17 protein-coding genes are annotated in these 14,406 nt (G+C 66.9%); 14 read left to right on the forward strand and 3 right to left on the reverse strand.

The window, feature by feature from the left end:
• Positions 1–245: 245 nt before the first annotated feature.
• The 14 genes from FQV39_RS06875 (at position 246) to FQV39_RS06935 (ending at position 11,914) form a co-directional block, all read left to right on the forward strand.
• Positions 246–698 (forward strand): c-type cytochrome, encoded by a 453-nt coding sequence (locus FQV39_RS06875; protein ID WP_149129613.1) that lies wholly within the window; start codon positions 246–248, stop codon positions 696–698.
• Between the two features lie 22 nt (positions 699–720).
• Positions 721–2,085: a cbb3-type cytochrome c oxidase subunit I gene (locus FQV39_RS06880; protein WP_149129614.1), complete on the forward strand. Its 1,365-nt coding sequence runs from the start codon at positions 721–723 to the stop codon at positions 2,083–2,085.
• Between the two features lie 64 nt (positions 2,086–2,149).
• Positions 2,150–2,974 carry a CbbQ/NirQ/NorQ/GpvN family protein gene (locus tag FQV39_RS06885; protein WP_149129615.1) on the forward strand — a complete coding sequence of 275 codons (825 nt, stop codon included), beginning with the start codon at positions 2,150–2,152 and terminating at the stop codon, positions 2,972–2,974.
• A 10-nt stretch (positions 2,975–2,984) separates the two neighbouring features.
• Entirely contained in the window at positions 2,985–4,877 is a 1,893-nt protein-coding gene (locus FQV39_RS06890; RefSeq protein ID WP_149129616.1) for a nitric oxide reductase activation protein NorD, read from the forward strand.
• A gap of 361 nt (positions 4,878–5,238) precedes the next feature.
• Positions 5,239–5,394, forward strand: a complete 156-nt coding sequence (locus FQV39_RS33055; protein WP_187640190.1) for a hypothetical protein — start codon at positions 5,239–5,241, stop codon at positions 5,392–5,394.
• A gap of 105 nt (positions 5,395–5,499) precedes the next feature.
• The gene (locus FQV39_RS06895; RefSeq protein ID WP_149129617.1) at positions 5,500–5,817 is read left to right on the forward strand and encodes a DUF2249 domain-containing protein; all 318 of its coding nucleotides are present in this window, start codon (positions 5,500–5,502) and stop codon (positions 5,815–5,817) included.
• Positions 5,818–5,843: 26 nt separating this feature from the next.
• Positions 5,844–7,241, forward strand: coding sequence for a hypothetical protein (locus FQV39_RS06900; protein WP_149129618.1), 1,398 nt, complete (start codon positions 5,844–5,846; stop codon positions 7,239–7,241).
• Positions 7,204–7,743, forward strand: coding sequence for a DUF2249 domain-containing protein (locus FQV39_RS06905; RefSeq protein WP_149129619.1), 540 nt, complete (start codon positions 7,204–7,206; stop codon positions 7,741–7,743). The genes FQV39_RS06900 and FQV39_RS06905 overlap by 38 nt, the downstream gene beginning before the upstream one ends.
• The gene (locus FQV39_RS06910; RefSeq protein ID WP_149129620.1) at positions 7,743–8,027 is read left to right on the forward strand and encodes a metal-sulfur cluster assembly factor; all 285 of its coding nucleotides are present in this window, start codon (positions 7,743–7,745) and stop codon (positions 8,025–8,027) included. Before FQV39_RS06905 ends, FQV39_RS06910 begins: the two co-directional genes overlap by 1 nt.
• A gap of 113 nt (positions 8,028–8,140) precedes the next feature.
• Positions 8,141–9,268, forward strand: coding sequence for a copper-containing nitrite reductase (gene nirK / locus FQV39_RS06915; protein ID WP_149129621.1), 1,128 nt, complete (start codon positions 8,141–8,143; stop codon positions 9,266–9,268).
• A gap of 139 nt (positions 9,269–9,407) precedes the next feature.
• Entirely contained in the window at positions 9,408–10,304 is an 897-nt protein-coding gene (locus FQV39_RS06920; protein WP_149129622.1) for an SUMF1/EgtB/PvdO family nonheme iron enzyme, read from the forward strand.
• Positions 10,301–10,849, forward strand: coding sequence for a cytochrome c oxidase subunit 3 family protein (locus tag FQV39_RS06925; protein ID WP_248313273.1), 549 nt, complete (start codon positions 10,301–10,303; stop codon positions 10,847–10,849). The genes FQV39_RS06920 and FQV39_RS06925 overlap by 4 nt, the downstream gene beginning before the upstream one ends.
• Before the next feature lies 1 nt (position 10,850).
• Complete coding sequence (locus FQV39_RS06930) at positions 10,851–11,120, forward strand: cytochrome C oxidase subunit IV family protein (protein ID WP_149129623.1); 270 nt, start codon at positions 10,851–10,853, stop codon at positions 11,118–11,120.
• A gap of 101 nt (positions 11,121–11,221) precedes the next feature.
• Positions 11,222–11,914, forward strand: coding sequence for a Crp/Fnr family transcriptional regulator (locus FQV39_RS06935; protein ID WP_248313274.1), 693 nt, complete (start codon positions 11,222–11,224; stop codon positions 11,912–11,914).
• A gap of 41 nt (positions 11,915–11,955) precedes the next feature.
• On the opposite strand, the gene FQV39_RS06940 is transcribed toward FQV39_RS06935, so the two are convergent.
• From FQV39_RS06940 to FQV39_RS06950, 3 genes are all read right to left on the reverse strand, one after another.
• Entirely contained in the window at positions 11,956–13,161 is a 1,206-nt protein-coding gene (locus FQV39_RS06940) for an NnrS family protein (protein WP_149129624.1), read from the reverse strand.
• A gap of 272 nt (positions 13,162–13,433) precedes the next feature.
• A complete protein-coding gene (locus tag FQV39_RS06945; protein WP_149129625.1) occupies positions 13,434–13,886 on the reverse strand; it encodes a pseudoazurin in 453 nt (150 codons plus the stop codon).
• Between the two features lie 130 nt (positions 13,887–14,016).
• On the reverse strand, positions 14,017–14,388 hold the full coding sequence (locus tag FQV39_RS06950) for a hypothetical protein (RefSeq protein ID WP_248313275.1): 372 nt from the start codon (positions 14,386–14,388) through the stop codon (positions 14,017–14,019).
• Positions 14,389–14,406 lie beyond the last annotated feature (18 nt).

Raw genomic sequence — 14,406 nt, forward strand, 5'->3', positions numbered from 1 at the left:
GTGTCCAACCCCGGTAGGAGTGCCCGCTCACCAATGGGTTCGGATGCGCTGGCGGGGAATGACCGGCTCCAGGATGCCGGCCGAAGAGCTCCCCTGAAGCTCTTCATCGCTGTTTGCCCAAACGCAAAGAAGCCCGCGGATCGCCTCGCTATCACCGCTTGGCCCCCTGCCGTCCGCATGCGGGGTTTCACGAGCCGGCCTTGCCGGCGCCACCCCGCAAACCCTCGCAACGGAAGGGTGAACGCATGGCCGAACGTCTGACAAAGGCGGGAGCCCGAAATGTCTTCTACGGCGGATCGATCTTCTTCTTCGCCATCTTCGTCGGGCTCACCGCGCACAGCCACTGGTTCATGCGGACGAAGTCCACCGATGAGTCGACCCTGACCCCCGCGGTCGCCCGCGGCAAGCATGTCTGGGAGCGCAACTCCTGCATCAACTGCCACACGCTTCTCGGCGAAGGCGCTTATTTCGCGCCCGAGCTCGGCAATGTCTGGAAGCGCTATGGCGGCGACAAGGACCCGGCAGGCGCGCGGGAGAGTCTCAAGGCCTGGATGCAGGCCCAGCCGAGCGGAATCGAGGGACGGCGCCAGATGCCGCAATTCAATCTGACCGAGCAGGAACTCAAGGATCTGGCCGATTTCCTTGAATGGACGAGCCGGATCAAGACCCAGAACTGGCCGCCCAACGATGCCGGCTGAGACGTCGCGACAGGAGAGAGCCATGCCAGGCTACAACACGACGAGATACAAGACCCAGAACGTCGCGATGCTCTATTTCTATGGAGCGCTCGCCCTGTTCATCGCGCAGGTCGCCTTCGGGGTCGTGGCGGGACTGATCTATGTCCTGCCCAATACGCTTTCGGTCATCCTGCCCTTCAACATCGTGCGGATGATCCACACCAACGCGCTGGTGGTCTGGCTGCTGCTCGGCTTCATGGGCGCGACCTACTACCTGCTGCCGGAAGAGGCGCAGACCGAACTCTACAGCCCGAAACTGGCCGTGGCGCAGTTCTGGATCTTCTTCATCGCCGCCGGCGTCACGGTGGTTGGCTATCTCTTCCGCATCCATGAGGGGCGCGAATTCCTCGAACAGCCTTTCGCGATCAAGGTCGGCATCGTCATCGTCGTGCTGATGTTCCTGTTCAACGTCACCATGACCTCGCTGAAGGGCCGCAAGACCACCGTCACCAACATCCTGCTGATGGGCCTGTGGCTCCTGGCGGTGTTCTTCCTCTTCGCCTTCTACAACCCGGCCAACCTGGCGCTGGACAAGATGTACTGGTGGTACGTCATCCATCTCTGGGTGGAGGGCGTCTGGGAGCTGATCATGGCCTCGGTTCTGGCCTTCCTGATGATCAAGCTCAACGGCGTCGACCGCGAGGTGGTCGAGAAGTGGCTCTACGTCATCGTCGGCCTCGCCCTCTTCTCCGGCATCCTCGGCACCGGCCACCATTATTACTGGATCGGCGCGCCCGGATACTGGCAGTGGATCGGCTCGCTGTTCTCGACGCTGGAGGTCGCGCCCTTCTTCTCCATGGTGCTCTTCACCTTCCACATGACCTGGAAGGCGGGCCGCAACCATCCCAACAAGGCGGCGCTGCTCTGGTCGATCGGCTGCTCGGTGATGGCCTTCTTCGGTGCCGGCGTCTGGGGCTTCCTGCACACGCTGTCCTCGGTGAACTACTACACCCATGGCACGCAGGTCACCGCCGCCCATGGCCACCTCGCCTTCTTCGGGGCCTATGTGATGCTGAATCTGGCGGTGATGGCCTATGCCATCCCCGAGCTGAAGGGACGTGCGCCCTACAACCAGTGGCTCTCGATCACGAGCTTCTGGATGATGGTCACGGCGATGTCGGTGATGACCTTCGCGCTGACCTTCGCCGGCGTGGTTCAGGTCCATCTCCAGCGCGTCCTCGGCCAGTCCTTCATGGAGGTCCAGGACCAGATCGCCCTGTTCTACTGGGTCCGGCTCGGCTCCGGCACGGTGGTGGTGATCTCGGCGCTGATGTTCGCCTGGGCCGTGCTGGTGCCCCGCCGCGAGCGCAGCCTTGAGCCGACCGCGCTCGCCCAGCCGGCGGAATGATGCCTGAGCCCGCCGGCCTTGCGGGCCGGCGGGCGGCCGTCTCCCTGTCCCGAGGATTTCCATCATGAACATGATCCCGCGCCCGCCTATCCCGGCTCCCGCCAATGACGCGCTCGACATCCCCGCCTATACCGCCTCCGGCCATGAACGCTTCCTGTTCGAGAAGGCCTGGGAGCGGCGCCTGCCGCTGCTGCTCAAGGGGCCGACCGGCTCGGGCAAGACGCGCTTCGTCGCCCATATGGCGGCAAAGCTCGGGCTGCCGCTGTTCACAGTCGCCTGCCACGACGATCTTTCCGCCGCCGACCTGACCGGTCGTCATCTGCTCAAGGGCGGCGAGACGGTGTGGACCGACGGGCCCCTGACGCGGGCCGTGCGCGAAGGCGGGCTGTGCTACCTCGACGAGATCGTCGAAGCCCGCAAGGACGTCGCGGTGGTGCTGCACCCGCTCACTGACGACCGGCGCATCCTGCCGCTGGAGCGCACCGGCGAGCTGCTGGCCGCCCCCGCCTCCTTCATGATCGCGGTCTCCTACAACCCCGGCTATCAGAACCTGCTCAAGAACCTGAAGCCCTCGACCCGTCAGCGCTTCGTCTCGATCAGCTTCGACTTCCTGCCGCGCGAGCAGGAGATCGCCGTGGTGGCGCGGGAAAGCGGGCTCGACGAGGCCGCGGTCGCGCCGCTGGTCGATCTCGCCCGGCGCCTGCGCACGCTGAAGGGGCAGGACATCGAGGAAGGCGTCTCGACCCGTCTCGTCGTCTATGCTGCGAGCTTGATCGCGGCGGGCCTGCCGCGCTCCGAGGCCGTGATGGCCGCCATCATCGAGCCGCTGACCGACGAGCCGGAGGTGCGGGCTGGGCTCGTCGAGGTCGCCCGCGCGGTCCTGGGATAGGCGGTGCGCGATGCTGGACTTCCTCGAACTGGAAGAGACGGTAGGACGTTTCTGGCACAAGCTGGTCGGCGGGACCGCGAGCCTGCCGCATCATCCGCAGGCGGCGGTAACGCTCGCGAGCATGGCGCCGACACTCGCCGTCTGCTTTCGCGGCTTCGGCGGCGAGCCCGGTGTCCGGATCGTGCCGGCCCGCGAGCGCGTTGCCGGTCATCGGCTCAATCTGCGCCAGCGCGTCGGCCTCGGCGAGGAGCGGCTGGCGCAGGCGCGGCGCACCCCGGACAGCCTGCAGCTTCCGGCCGAGATCGCGCTGTTTCCCCAGCCCAGGCTGAACCGCGACCTCTATATCTGGCTCGCGGCCTGCATGGCCGTGATGGCGCCCTCCCCGGTGCCCGAACACGATCCGCTTCACCGTGACATCGCCCTCCTCGCAGCGGCGAGCCGGCTGGTGGAAACGGTCCTGACGGCCTTCCCCGGCCTCGCCCCGAGCTATCGGCGCCTCGCTGCGATGATGCTCGCAACCCGACAGCGGGAAGGTCTGCCGGCGACCGAAGCGAGGATCGAAGCTTTGATCCGTGCGCTATTGCGTGGCGAAGACATCGACCTCGGTCCGGGGAGCTGGCCGGCGAAGGCGCCGGCCGGCTATCTGCCGGCACTTGGGGTGCCTCTCTGGCCGCTGGCGAGCGCGGCCGCGCCCGCCCGTACCCGCCGGCGCGACGAGGACCAGCCACCGCCGGCCTCGACCCGCGCCGAGGAGCAGATGAAGACCTATGCCGCCAGCCGCGACGAGACGGCGCAGGAATGGCGCGAGCGCAGCCCGTTCATCCTCAACCGCTTCGAGAAGATCCTGGCGATGTCGGAGATGGTCGCGGTCGATCGACCGTCCGACGACAGCGAGGAACATGATCCGGAAGCGGCGGACGAGCTCGATGACATGGTGCTGAGCGAGTGCAAGGGCCGGCCGGCCTCGCGCTTCCGCTTCGATCTCGATCTGCCGCCGGAGGCGATCGACGATGCCGCCCTCGCCGGCGCGCTGACCTACCCGGAATGGGATTTCCGCAGCGCCTCCTATCGCGAGGATCACTGCCGGGTGCTCGCCGCGACGGCCCGGCAGGAGCTGGAGCCGCCCGCACAGGACGCTGCGACGCGCGCGCTGGTGCGCCAGGTCCGCCGTCAGTTCGAGGCGCTGCGCCCCCTGCGCGAACCGCAACGTGGCCAGGTGGACGGCCCTGATCTCGATCTCGACGCGGTCGTGCGCCGGCAGGCCGATCTCGCCGCCGGGGGGGCCGGCAGCGACCGCATCCATCTGGCGTCACGGCCGCAGGCGCATGATCTCGCCGTGACGACGCTGATGGACGTCTCGCTCTCGACCGATTCCTGGTTCGACGATCTGCGCGTGCTCGATGTCGAGAAGCAGGCGCTGACCGTCTTCGCCCATGGCCTGGCGGCCTGCGGTGACCGCCACGAGATCCTGACCTTCACCTCGCGCCGCCGCGACTGGGTCCGGATCGAGACGCTGAAGCGCTTCGACGAGGCGATGGGGCCGGCAGTCGAGGCGCGCATCGCCGCGCTCAGGCCCGGCTACTACACCCGCATCGGCACGGCGATCCGCCATGCCGCGGCCGGGCTCAAGGCCCGCCCGGATCGCCGCAAGCTGCTGCTTGTCCTGACCGACGGCAAGCCCAACGACATCGACCATTACGAAGGCCGCTTCGCCATGGAGGACACACGCATGGCGGTGATCGAGGCGCGCCGCGGCGGCATCTGCGTTTTCGCTGTGACGGTCGACCGTGAGTCCCGCGCCTACATCCCGCATCTCTTCGGCCGCAACGGCCACGCCGTGGTCTCGAAGCTCGACCGCCTGCCGGCGGCACTGCCAGCGATCTACCGCGCGCTGGCCGCCTAAAGCGTGCTGATTTTACATGGAACCACGCCGTCATCCTGGGCTTGACCCACGGCTGTCCGGTTTGCGTCGCGCTGGCGGGTGCCGGGGCGGGCTCCTCCCTTCCCCCTTGTGGGGAAGGGTATGGGGATGGGGGTAGTTCCGCTTGGTGAGCGTTGAACCCAGTCGTTCGCCCCCCACCCCTGCCCCTCCCCACAAGGGGGAGGGGTTCCCCGCGCCTGTCATCTCCGTCGCAATTCTATGGAAAGCATTCGATCCATTGTGCTTTCCGAGACGGTCCTCAAAACGAACCGGACAGCCGTAGGGCAAGCCCGGGATGACGGCGTGACTCCATGTAAAATCAGCACGCTCCGAGGAGAACACCATGACCGACGCCCAGATGGGTCTTGCCGTCGCTACGCCGGCCATCATCGCGATGGCCGTGATGCTCTATCGCATGGGCGTGCTGCAGAAGGGCGGCGTCGTGACGGCCGTGCTGATGTCGCTCGCCATTGCCGCCTTCCTCTTCCTCGAACAGTGACGCGGGCCAAGCGCGCACTGTTTGAGCCTCGACAAATTGCCACAGACACGACCCGGCTAGGCTGAATGACACCCCGCATTCGGGGCCGCAACGGAGCCGGAAACCATGACCACCCTGCCCCTCGAACCGCTGGACGTGCGCGCGATTCCGCCCGTCGTCCGCCACGCTACGATCTTCGGCATCCTGGAGCGTCTGGCGCCGGGCGAAGCCTTCAGCATCGTCAACGACCATGATCCCGCGCCGCTGCGGCGGCAGATCGAGGCTCGCTATCCCGGCGCTTACTCCTGGGCCTATATCGTGCCGGGTCCGGATGTCTGGCAGGTCGAGATCGGCCGCAACGAAGCCGGCGCCCAAGAGGCCCAAGAGCATGCCGCCGATTGCGGCGGCCATGACGAAGGCCATTCCTGCACCTGCGGCCACTGAAGCCGCCTGACCGGGAGACCGCAGCCATGCCGATGGCATCGCTGTCCCGCTGGACGATGAGCTATTTCGCGGCCGCGCTCGCCTTCCTGCTCGCAGCCGAGGCCCTCGCCATCGCCGGCCTGGGCTACCCGGCGGCTGGCCTGGGCGACCCTGCGACGCTCATCCTCGTCCATATCGTGGTGATCGGCTGGCTCAGCCTCGCCATGGCGGGGGCACTGCTGCAATTCGTGCCGGTCCTGGTCTCCCGCCCTCTCGCCTTCCCGCAGTTGGCCCTGCCCGCGCTCCTAGCGCTCATCGGCGGTCTCCTCCTGCTTTGCGCCGGCTTCGCGACGCTCGCCGGCTGGATCGACGGGCCGCTGGACTTGCTGCCGCTGGCAGCCGCCGGTCTGCTGACCGGCTTTGCCCTGCTCGGGCTGATGCTGGTGGCGACGCTGCTGAGCGCGCGGCCGGTCACGCTGTTCGCATATTTCGTCCTGGCTGGTCTGGCCTGCCTCGCCGCCACGGCGCTGAGCGGCGCGGTCTTCGCCGCGATCCTGTCCGGCCGCGGGGTCTGGCTCGGCGACCTCGCGGTGCTGCCGGACGGCCTGCCCTTTCATGCCTTGCTCGGCCTCGGTGGCTGGCTGGGCCTCATCGCCTTCGGCGTCAGCTACCGGCTCTTCGTCATGTTCATGATGTCGCCGGAACCGCCCGTCCGCCGCGTGCGGCCAGTGCTGGTATGTGCAGGCCTTGGGCTCGGGATCGCCTTTGCCGGGTTGGTCGCTCCCTGCGCCGGCTTCGAACCGGGAACCGGATGGGTCGCGACGGCGCTCGGCGGGCTCGCCATAGCGAGCGCGTTCTACGGCCGGGACATCCTCGCCCTCTATCGCACGCGTCGGCGCAAGGCGCTCGACATCAACATGCTCGCCAGCGTCCCGGCCTATGCCTCGCTCGGCCTCGGCACCGCGCTCACGCCGATTGCTGTCGCTGCCGGTGCCGAAGAGGGCGTCGTAGCGGCGCTGATCTTCCTTCTCGCCTTCGGCTGGCTCGGTGGGTTGACGCTCGCCCAGCTCGTGAAGATCGTCTCCTTCATGACCTGGCTCGAAACCTATGCGCCCCGGCTCGGGCACGGCCCGGCGCCGCGCGTCGGTGACCTCGTCGCGCTGCCGCGCACCGGCTGGTGGTTCGCGCTCTACTTTGCAGGCGCCACGCTGGGACCCGCCACCCTGGTTGTCGGAGCGGCCTCCGGCTTCCGCTTGGCCATGCTGACCTGCCTGGTGGGGACCGCCGGAGTTGCCGCGGAGCTCGTGCGCGTGCGCCGCTTGTCTGAGATCAAGGCCAACGCCCGGCCGCCAGCGCATGAACGCCCATGGCTGCTGTTTGCACGCATCGGCGAAAGGAGACCACCTCATGTCGACCACCCAAACGCCGCTAGCCCGCGAGCTTGACGTCAGACCGATGCTGCGGGCCGGCGAGGAGCCGTTCCAGGCGATCATGGACGCCGTCAGCGCACTGGTCCCCGGCCAGGCCCTTCGCCTCATCGCGCCGTTCAGGCCGGTGCCGCTGTTCTCCGTCATGGCCAATCGCGGCTTCGCAGCAAGCGAGCAAGCGCTCGGCAACGGCGATTGGGAAGTGACCTTCTCCCCCGTCCAGCCCCCGGACGAGAGTGAAGGCCTCGCCATCGGCAGCGCTCCTTCGGCTCTTTTCTGGGGCGAACCGGCTGCGGAGCTGGACCTCATCGACCTCGAGCCACCCGAGCCGATGGTGCGCATCCTCGAGACGCTCGAGGGCCTGCAGCCGGGCGATGTTCTGTTTGCGCTCCTGGCCCGCGAGCCGGTCTTCCTCTTCCCGGAGCTGGCGAAACGCCAGCACGAATGGGCCGGCAATTTCGACGCATCCGGCACGGCCTATCGCCTGCTTGTGCGTCACGGCGGCGGGAGTGCTCACTAATGAGCGTCAACCTGGAACGCCTCGTCGAGATCGCGCTGCGTGACGTGCTCGATCCCGAAATGGGCCGCAGCGTCGTCGATCTCGGCCTGATCTACGCGATCAGAGCGACGCCGGACGGAGCGATCGCCATCACCATGACCACGACGACCCGCGGCTGTCCGCTGGCCGGCTTCCTGAAGGAAGCTGTCGCCATGGCGGCTGGAGCGGTGGAAGGCGTCACGGATGTCGTGGTGACGCTCACTTACGAGCCGGCCTGGGAACCTGCAATGGTCGCCGCCGAATGATTGCGGATGGCGCTATCGTCAAAGATGTTGTGCTGCAACAAAGAGAGATTTCGCCAGTCTCCTAAAGTCCTCATGACCGGTAGATCTCCGGTCATTGGGCAAGGAGACAAGCCATGGGCGAAGAGCTCAAACTGACCCGCCGCAGCATTCTGGCGGGAGCAGCAGCCACCGGGGCACTCGTCCAGGCTGCTTCTACGCCGGCTCAGGCGCAGGCCGTGATGAGCAAGGCCTCGGCCGCGGATGTGGCGAAGCTGCCGCGCGTCAAGGCGAAGCTGGTCGATCCGCCTTTCGTGCAGGCGCATGAGCAGATCGCGACCGGCGGCCCGAAGGTCGTCGAGTTCGAGATGACGATCCGCGAGAAGAAGATCGTCCTCGACGACGCCGGCACCGAGACCTTCGCCTTTACTTTCAACGGCACGGTCCCCGGCCCACTGATGGTCGTGCACGAGGGCGACTATGTCGAACTCACGCTGATCAACGCCGAAACGAATGAGCTGATGCACAACATCGACTTCCATTCGTCGACAGGCGCGCTCGGCGGCGGTGCGCTGACCGAAGTCAACCCCGGCGAGAAGGTCGTGCTGCGCTGGAAGGCCACCCGGCCGGGCGTGTTCGTCTACCACTGCGCCCCTCCCGGCATGGTGCCCTGGCACGTCACCGCCGGCATGAACGGCGCGATCATGGTGCTGCCGCGCGACGGGCTGAAGGACCATCAGGGCAAGCCGCTGAAATACGACAAGGTCTATTACGTCGGCGAGCAGGACTTCTATGTCCCGCGCGACGAGAACGGCAAATTCAAGCGCTATGCCAGCGTCGGCGAGGCCCATGAGGACGTGCAGAAGGCGATGCGGACGCTGACTCCGACCCATATCGTCTTCAATGGCAGGGTCGGCGGATTGACCGGCAAGAACGCCATGACCGCCAAGGTCGGCGAGACCGTGCTGATCGTCCATTCGCAGGCCAACCGCGACACCCGCCCGCACCTGATCGGCGGCCACGGCGACTATGTCTGGGCCACCGGCAAGTTCCGCAACCCGCCGGAGCGTGATCTGGAAACCTGGTTCATCCCCGGCGGCTGCGCCGGAGCTGCGCTCTACACCTTCCTGCAGCCGGGCATCTACGCCTACGTCAACCACAACCTGATCGAGGCCTTCGAGCTCGGCGCCGCCGGACACTTCAAGGTCGAGGGCGAGTGGAACGACGATCTGATGAAGCAGCTCCTGGCCCCCGCCGGCATCTGACGTCCTCCTGCCTCCCCGCTTCCGCGGGGAGGCAGCCCTTCCCGAGAGCATTTCCGCGTTCCTCTGAATCGCGAAAATGCCCTATGCCTTTGTTTTATCGCATTTTCTTCACGCGAACCGGTGTCCACTTCGCTCGAAAATGCTCTCATGGGCTTCCGCCATGGTTACGACGCTGCATCTCTCGCTGCCGAGGCTGACGACCTCTCTCGGGCTCCTGTTCATGGCAGGTGCCGTGGCCCTTCTGGTGGCCGGCCCCGCGCATCGCACTGCACCGGCTTTCCCCCTACCGCAGACGGCTGTCGTGCCGCCGGCCACGCTCTTGCACCGGATTGACGGCGAATACAGCCGCGCCAGCCGCCCGGTCGACGCCCCGCGCAGCACCGTCCGGATCAGGCAGCCCCTCGAGATCATGCGCTATCAGGTCACGGCCGCCGACTATACGCGCTGCGTCGGGGCCGGCGCCTGCAAGCGCCTCGATCAGCCCGCGTCGCGCGGCGACCTGCCGGTGACCGGCGTCAGCCATGTCGATGCCACCGATTATGCCAATTGGCTGTCGCGCGAGACGGGGACCGTCTGGCGCCTGCCGACCGATCTTGAATGGGCGCATGCCGCCGGCTCGCGCTTCGTCGACGATGCGCGCGGCCTGGACGGTGGCGAGACCAATCCGGCATTGCGCTGGCTCGCCGACTACGAACGCGAGGCCAACCGCAAGGCGGCGAACGATCCGGCGCCTCGCCCGGTCGGCAGCTTCGGCGCCAACGAGCACGGCATCCACGACATCGCCGGCAACATCTGGGAATGGACGCAGACTTGCCAGCGCCGCGTCGCGCTCGACGCGGCCGGCCGCACGCTCGGCGAGACCAGCAATTGCGGCATCTATGTCGTCGAGGGGCAGCACCGCGCGCCGATGAGCTTCTTCATCCGCAACCCCAAGGCCGGCGGCTGCTCCGTGGCGACCCCGCCCGACAATCTCGGCTTCCGCCTGGTCCGGGAACAGGGCTGGCGCGACCGGTTGCGCGGGCTTCTGCCGGCATGAACGTCGCCATACGCAGCGGCTTGGGCGTCGCCCAGCCGGAAACCGGGAATGGCATCGAGCTCCTGCTCTGGATCCTGATCTGGAGCGAGCTCATCGTCTTCGGCGCGCTGCTCGGCGCCTTCCTGCTGTTGGGAATGATCGATCCGCCGGCACTGGCCGCCTTGCGCGGCGAACTCGACCTCACCCTCGCCGGGATTGCCACGGTCGTGCTTGTCTCCAGCGGGTTCTTCGCAGCTCGTGCTGCCTCTGGACATCATCCACGCCGCAATCTCGTTGCCGCGGCTTTAGGAGGCTTCACCTTCTGCGCGCTCAAGATCGCAGCGTTCGCGCGTGAGCTTCCGGTGCTCGCCGCGACGGAAGGACGCCTTCCCGAGCTCTATATGCTCGTTGTCGGCTTCCACTTCGCCCATGTCGCGTTCGTCGCCGGGTTGCTGCTGCTCGTCGCCTGGCGGCCGACGCCGCGCCATGTCGCCGCCGTCGCGACGGTCTGGCACCTGGTCGACCTCGTCTGGCTCCTGATCCTTCCCGTCATCTATCTCGGCTGAGATGCGTTCCCCCCGCACCCTCCCCCTTCCGGCCGTCCTCGCCGGCCTGTTCGTCGCGACGGGCTTGAGCCTGCTCGCAGCGTCCGTTCTGCCGGCGGGGCTTCGTGGCCCTGCGATCGCTGCCCTGAGTCTGACGAAGGCGATGCTCGTGGTGCTGGGGTTCATGCGCCTGCAACGCGAGAGCCCGGCACTGGCCGGCGCACTCATCGGCTATGCCGCCCTCGTCTGCTTGCTGGCAGGCGCCAGGATTGCGCTGACCGGGGTATCGTGACGCACTTGAACGCCCACCGCGATTACGGTCTTATCCTGCATCCCGCCTGCGTAACGGCAGGGCGCGGGCCCTTTTCAAACCGGCCGTAGGAAGACAGCATCGTGGCAATGGATCGCAGCGTGCTGCGCAGCATCCCGCTCTTCGCGGCCATGAGCGACGCGCAGCTCGACCGCATGACCGCGCAGGCCAGTGCGCGGCGAATCCCCCAGGGCGAAGCGGTTTTCGAGCAGGGCGACCCGGCAAAGGCATTCTATCTGCTGCTGCATGGCCGGCTGAAGGTGACGCAGGTGACGCGTGACGGTCAGCAGATCATCGTGCGAGTCGTCCATCCCGGCGACCTGTTCGGCTTTACGCGCGCACTCAGCCGCCCCGACTACCCGGGAACCGCGACAGCGGCCGTCGACAGCCTCGTCGCAGCATGGCCGAGCGAATCCTGGGACAGCTTCGTCGAGGACAATCCGCATCTGGCGATGAACGCCATTCGGACCATCGGCCAGCGCCTCGACGAAGCCCATACCCGCATCCGTGAGATGTCGACGGAGGAAGTCGAGCGCCGGGTCGCTCACGCCGTGCTGAGGCTGGTCGAGCAGGCCGGAAAACGCGACGAAACCGGCGTGCGCGTCGATTTCCCGATTTCCCGGCGCGACATCGCCGAAATGACCGGCACCACCCTGCATACGGTATCGCGCATCCTCAGCGCCTGGGAGACGCAGGGCTTGGTCGAAGGCGGCCGGCAGAAGCTCGTGGTTTGCGATGCTCCCGCCCTGAAGCGCCTCGCGGAAAACGCGAAATAAGCAATTCCTGCGCGTTGCAGTTTTTGTCGAATGCGGCTCGGTCAGGCCCGCTGCGCGGCGGGCGTCGCCTTCGGGGCGAGGCGTGAACCGGTCAACACCTGCCAGTAGTCCGCCGCAAAGATCAGAAACGCCAGCGACCAGCTCAGCCCGGCGACATGCAGCAGCGCGACCGGACCATGGCCGAGCGCCGAGCAGATCCGCGCCACGGTGCCGATGACGACGAGCCCATAGCAGAGCTGGGTCGCGGCTGTGGCGACGAGGGGGCGGCCTGTGTGGCCGAGGCTGGCGCGCGACATTACGGCGAGCGTCATGGTGCCGAAGGCGCCGGCGGTCCAGGCATGGAGGCCGGCGGCAGGCGTCACGAAACCAAGGCTCGCGGCAGCCGTCAGCGCGAAGCCCAGTGGCACGAAGAGGTAGCCGATGTGCAGGATGACGAGCAGGGGGTTGCGCCAGGTGCGCTCGCCCGCCCAACGGGCCAGCCTGAAGAGGTGAAGCCCGGAAGCGACCGCCAATGCCACGCCGGTTGCGTGAGCATCAGGCAGAGCCACCCAAAGACCGAGGGCAGCGGCACTCGCCGCCAGAACAACCTTGTCGTAGCACCCGAAGGGAACCGGCATCCGCCCCTGCTGACGCTGCGCCAGCCAATTGCGCGTGAAGCTCGGCACGATGCGCCCCGCAATCAACGCGACCAGCAAGAGCACGACGGCGATGGCGAAACGACGGGCGAAATCCGCGCTTCCGGCCAGCCCGGCCTCCAGATGGAAGGCCAGGTTGGCCATCAGCAGCAGCCCGATCAGCACCACGACCTTGAGATTGCGCCAGTTGCGCCCCGCCACGATCTCGCGCGCGGCCGCACCGGCGAGCAGGAGGAGAAAGAGAGCGTCGAGAGCCATGGCCAGGCGCCAGCCGATCACGGCCGAAAGCGCGACCGCGACCCGGCCTGCGAGCCAGGCCAGAACAAGTACGAGCAGCGGCGTTCCCTGCACGGGGAGCCGGCCGGTCCAATTCGGGATGGCAGTCAGCAGGAAGCCGGCGACCGCTGCCGCCTGATAGCCGAAGAGCATCTCGTGGACGTGCCAATCCACTGGCGTGAAGGACGTCGGCATGGCGAGATGGCCGGTGACGATCAGCAACCACACCAGCACCGTCAGCCCGGCCTGCAGGGCAGCCAGAAGAAAGAATGGCCGGAAGCCATAGGACAGCAAAGCGGGCCCCTCATAAGCGCGCAACCTCGGTATGGGTGCCATCGGAACCGTCCTCCCGCGGCCGGTTTCGTCCGGCCGCGCCCGATCGTTAGGTATTCCAGAGCTTACTTCTTTTTAACGGAACCACCGCCGTCATTCCGGGGCGGACCGGAGGTCCGAGCCCGGAACCCAGAACCGCTGTGCTGCGACAAGTGGGCTCCCCGCCCTGTTCGCCTTTCGGGTGACCGGCATCGGTTCTGGGTTCCGGGCTCGAGCGCTGCGCGCTCGCCCCGGAATGACGGTGGTGGTTCCGTCAAAACACTGCACGCTCTAGGTTACTGCGCCTTGGCGACCTGACCCGCCTTGGCAATGAGGTCGGCGAAGACCTGCTTCGCCTTGCCGGGAGCCTTGGCAGCGCCGGCACCGGCGGCATCGAGATTGGTCGGCTCCCCGACCACGATCAGCGCCACCATCCCCATGCCGTAGTGTGGCTTGCAGCGAACGCCGTAGACACCGGCCTCCTTGAAGGTCACGTCGACCTGCTCGTTCATCTTGCCTGCAAAAGGCTCTGCACCCGTCGGCAGTATCTCCGGAATGCTCTCCGCATTGTGGCTCTTGTCGGTCGGAACGAACTTCACCGTGTCGCCGGGTGCGATCTTCACCAGCGCCGGCTCGAACACCATGACTCCGGCGGCGCCCTTATTGAGCATCTTGACCTCGACTTCCGCGGCATTCGCCCCGGCGGCCGCCAGCGCCATCAGCGCGCCGGCCAGAATGGTCCTGAACATCTGTCTTCTCCATCACCGCAGCGAGCTCATCAATCTCTCGCTGCACCGCAACACTAGCGGCCTGCGACCGGCGACAATTTGCGAAAACGCAAATCCGGAATGGATTGGGACAGGCTTCCCGAAACCGGGGTCACAATTCGCGCAAGGCGGCCGCACCCGCTTCGGCGCTGCGCCCGATCTCGATGAAGAGGAGCGCCAGTTCCTCGAAGACGCTGCGATCGCTCTCGGCCTCGCTCAGCGCATCGAGTTCCGAGAGGAACACAAGCAGCGCGGAAATCCGCTCCTTGTGATCGCGCGCGGTTGCGAGCTGCCGACGCCATTCGCGCCGGCGTTCGAGCTGGTCGAAGCGATCGAGCGCACCGTCGAGCGTCTCCCGACAGGTGCAATTCAGCTCCTCGGGTCGCAGCACCCTTCGCAGCCGGCCGATCAGCTCGCTCGCCGATGTCGGCGGAGCGCTAGGTTCATGAGCGTTGCTCGCTCCCCTGCCCTGCCCATCAATCACGACCGGCTCCTTTCGTCT

This window comes from Bosea sp. F3-2 (assembly GCF_008253865.1).
GTDB lineage: Bacteria > Pseudomonadota > Alphaproteobacteria > Rhizobiales > Beijerinckiaceae > Allobosea.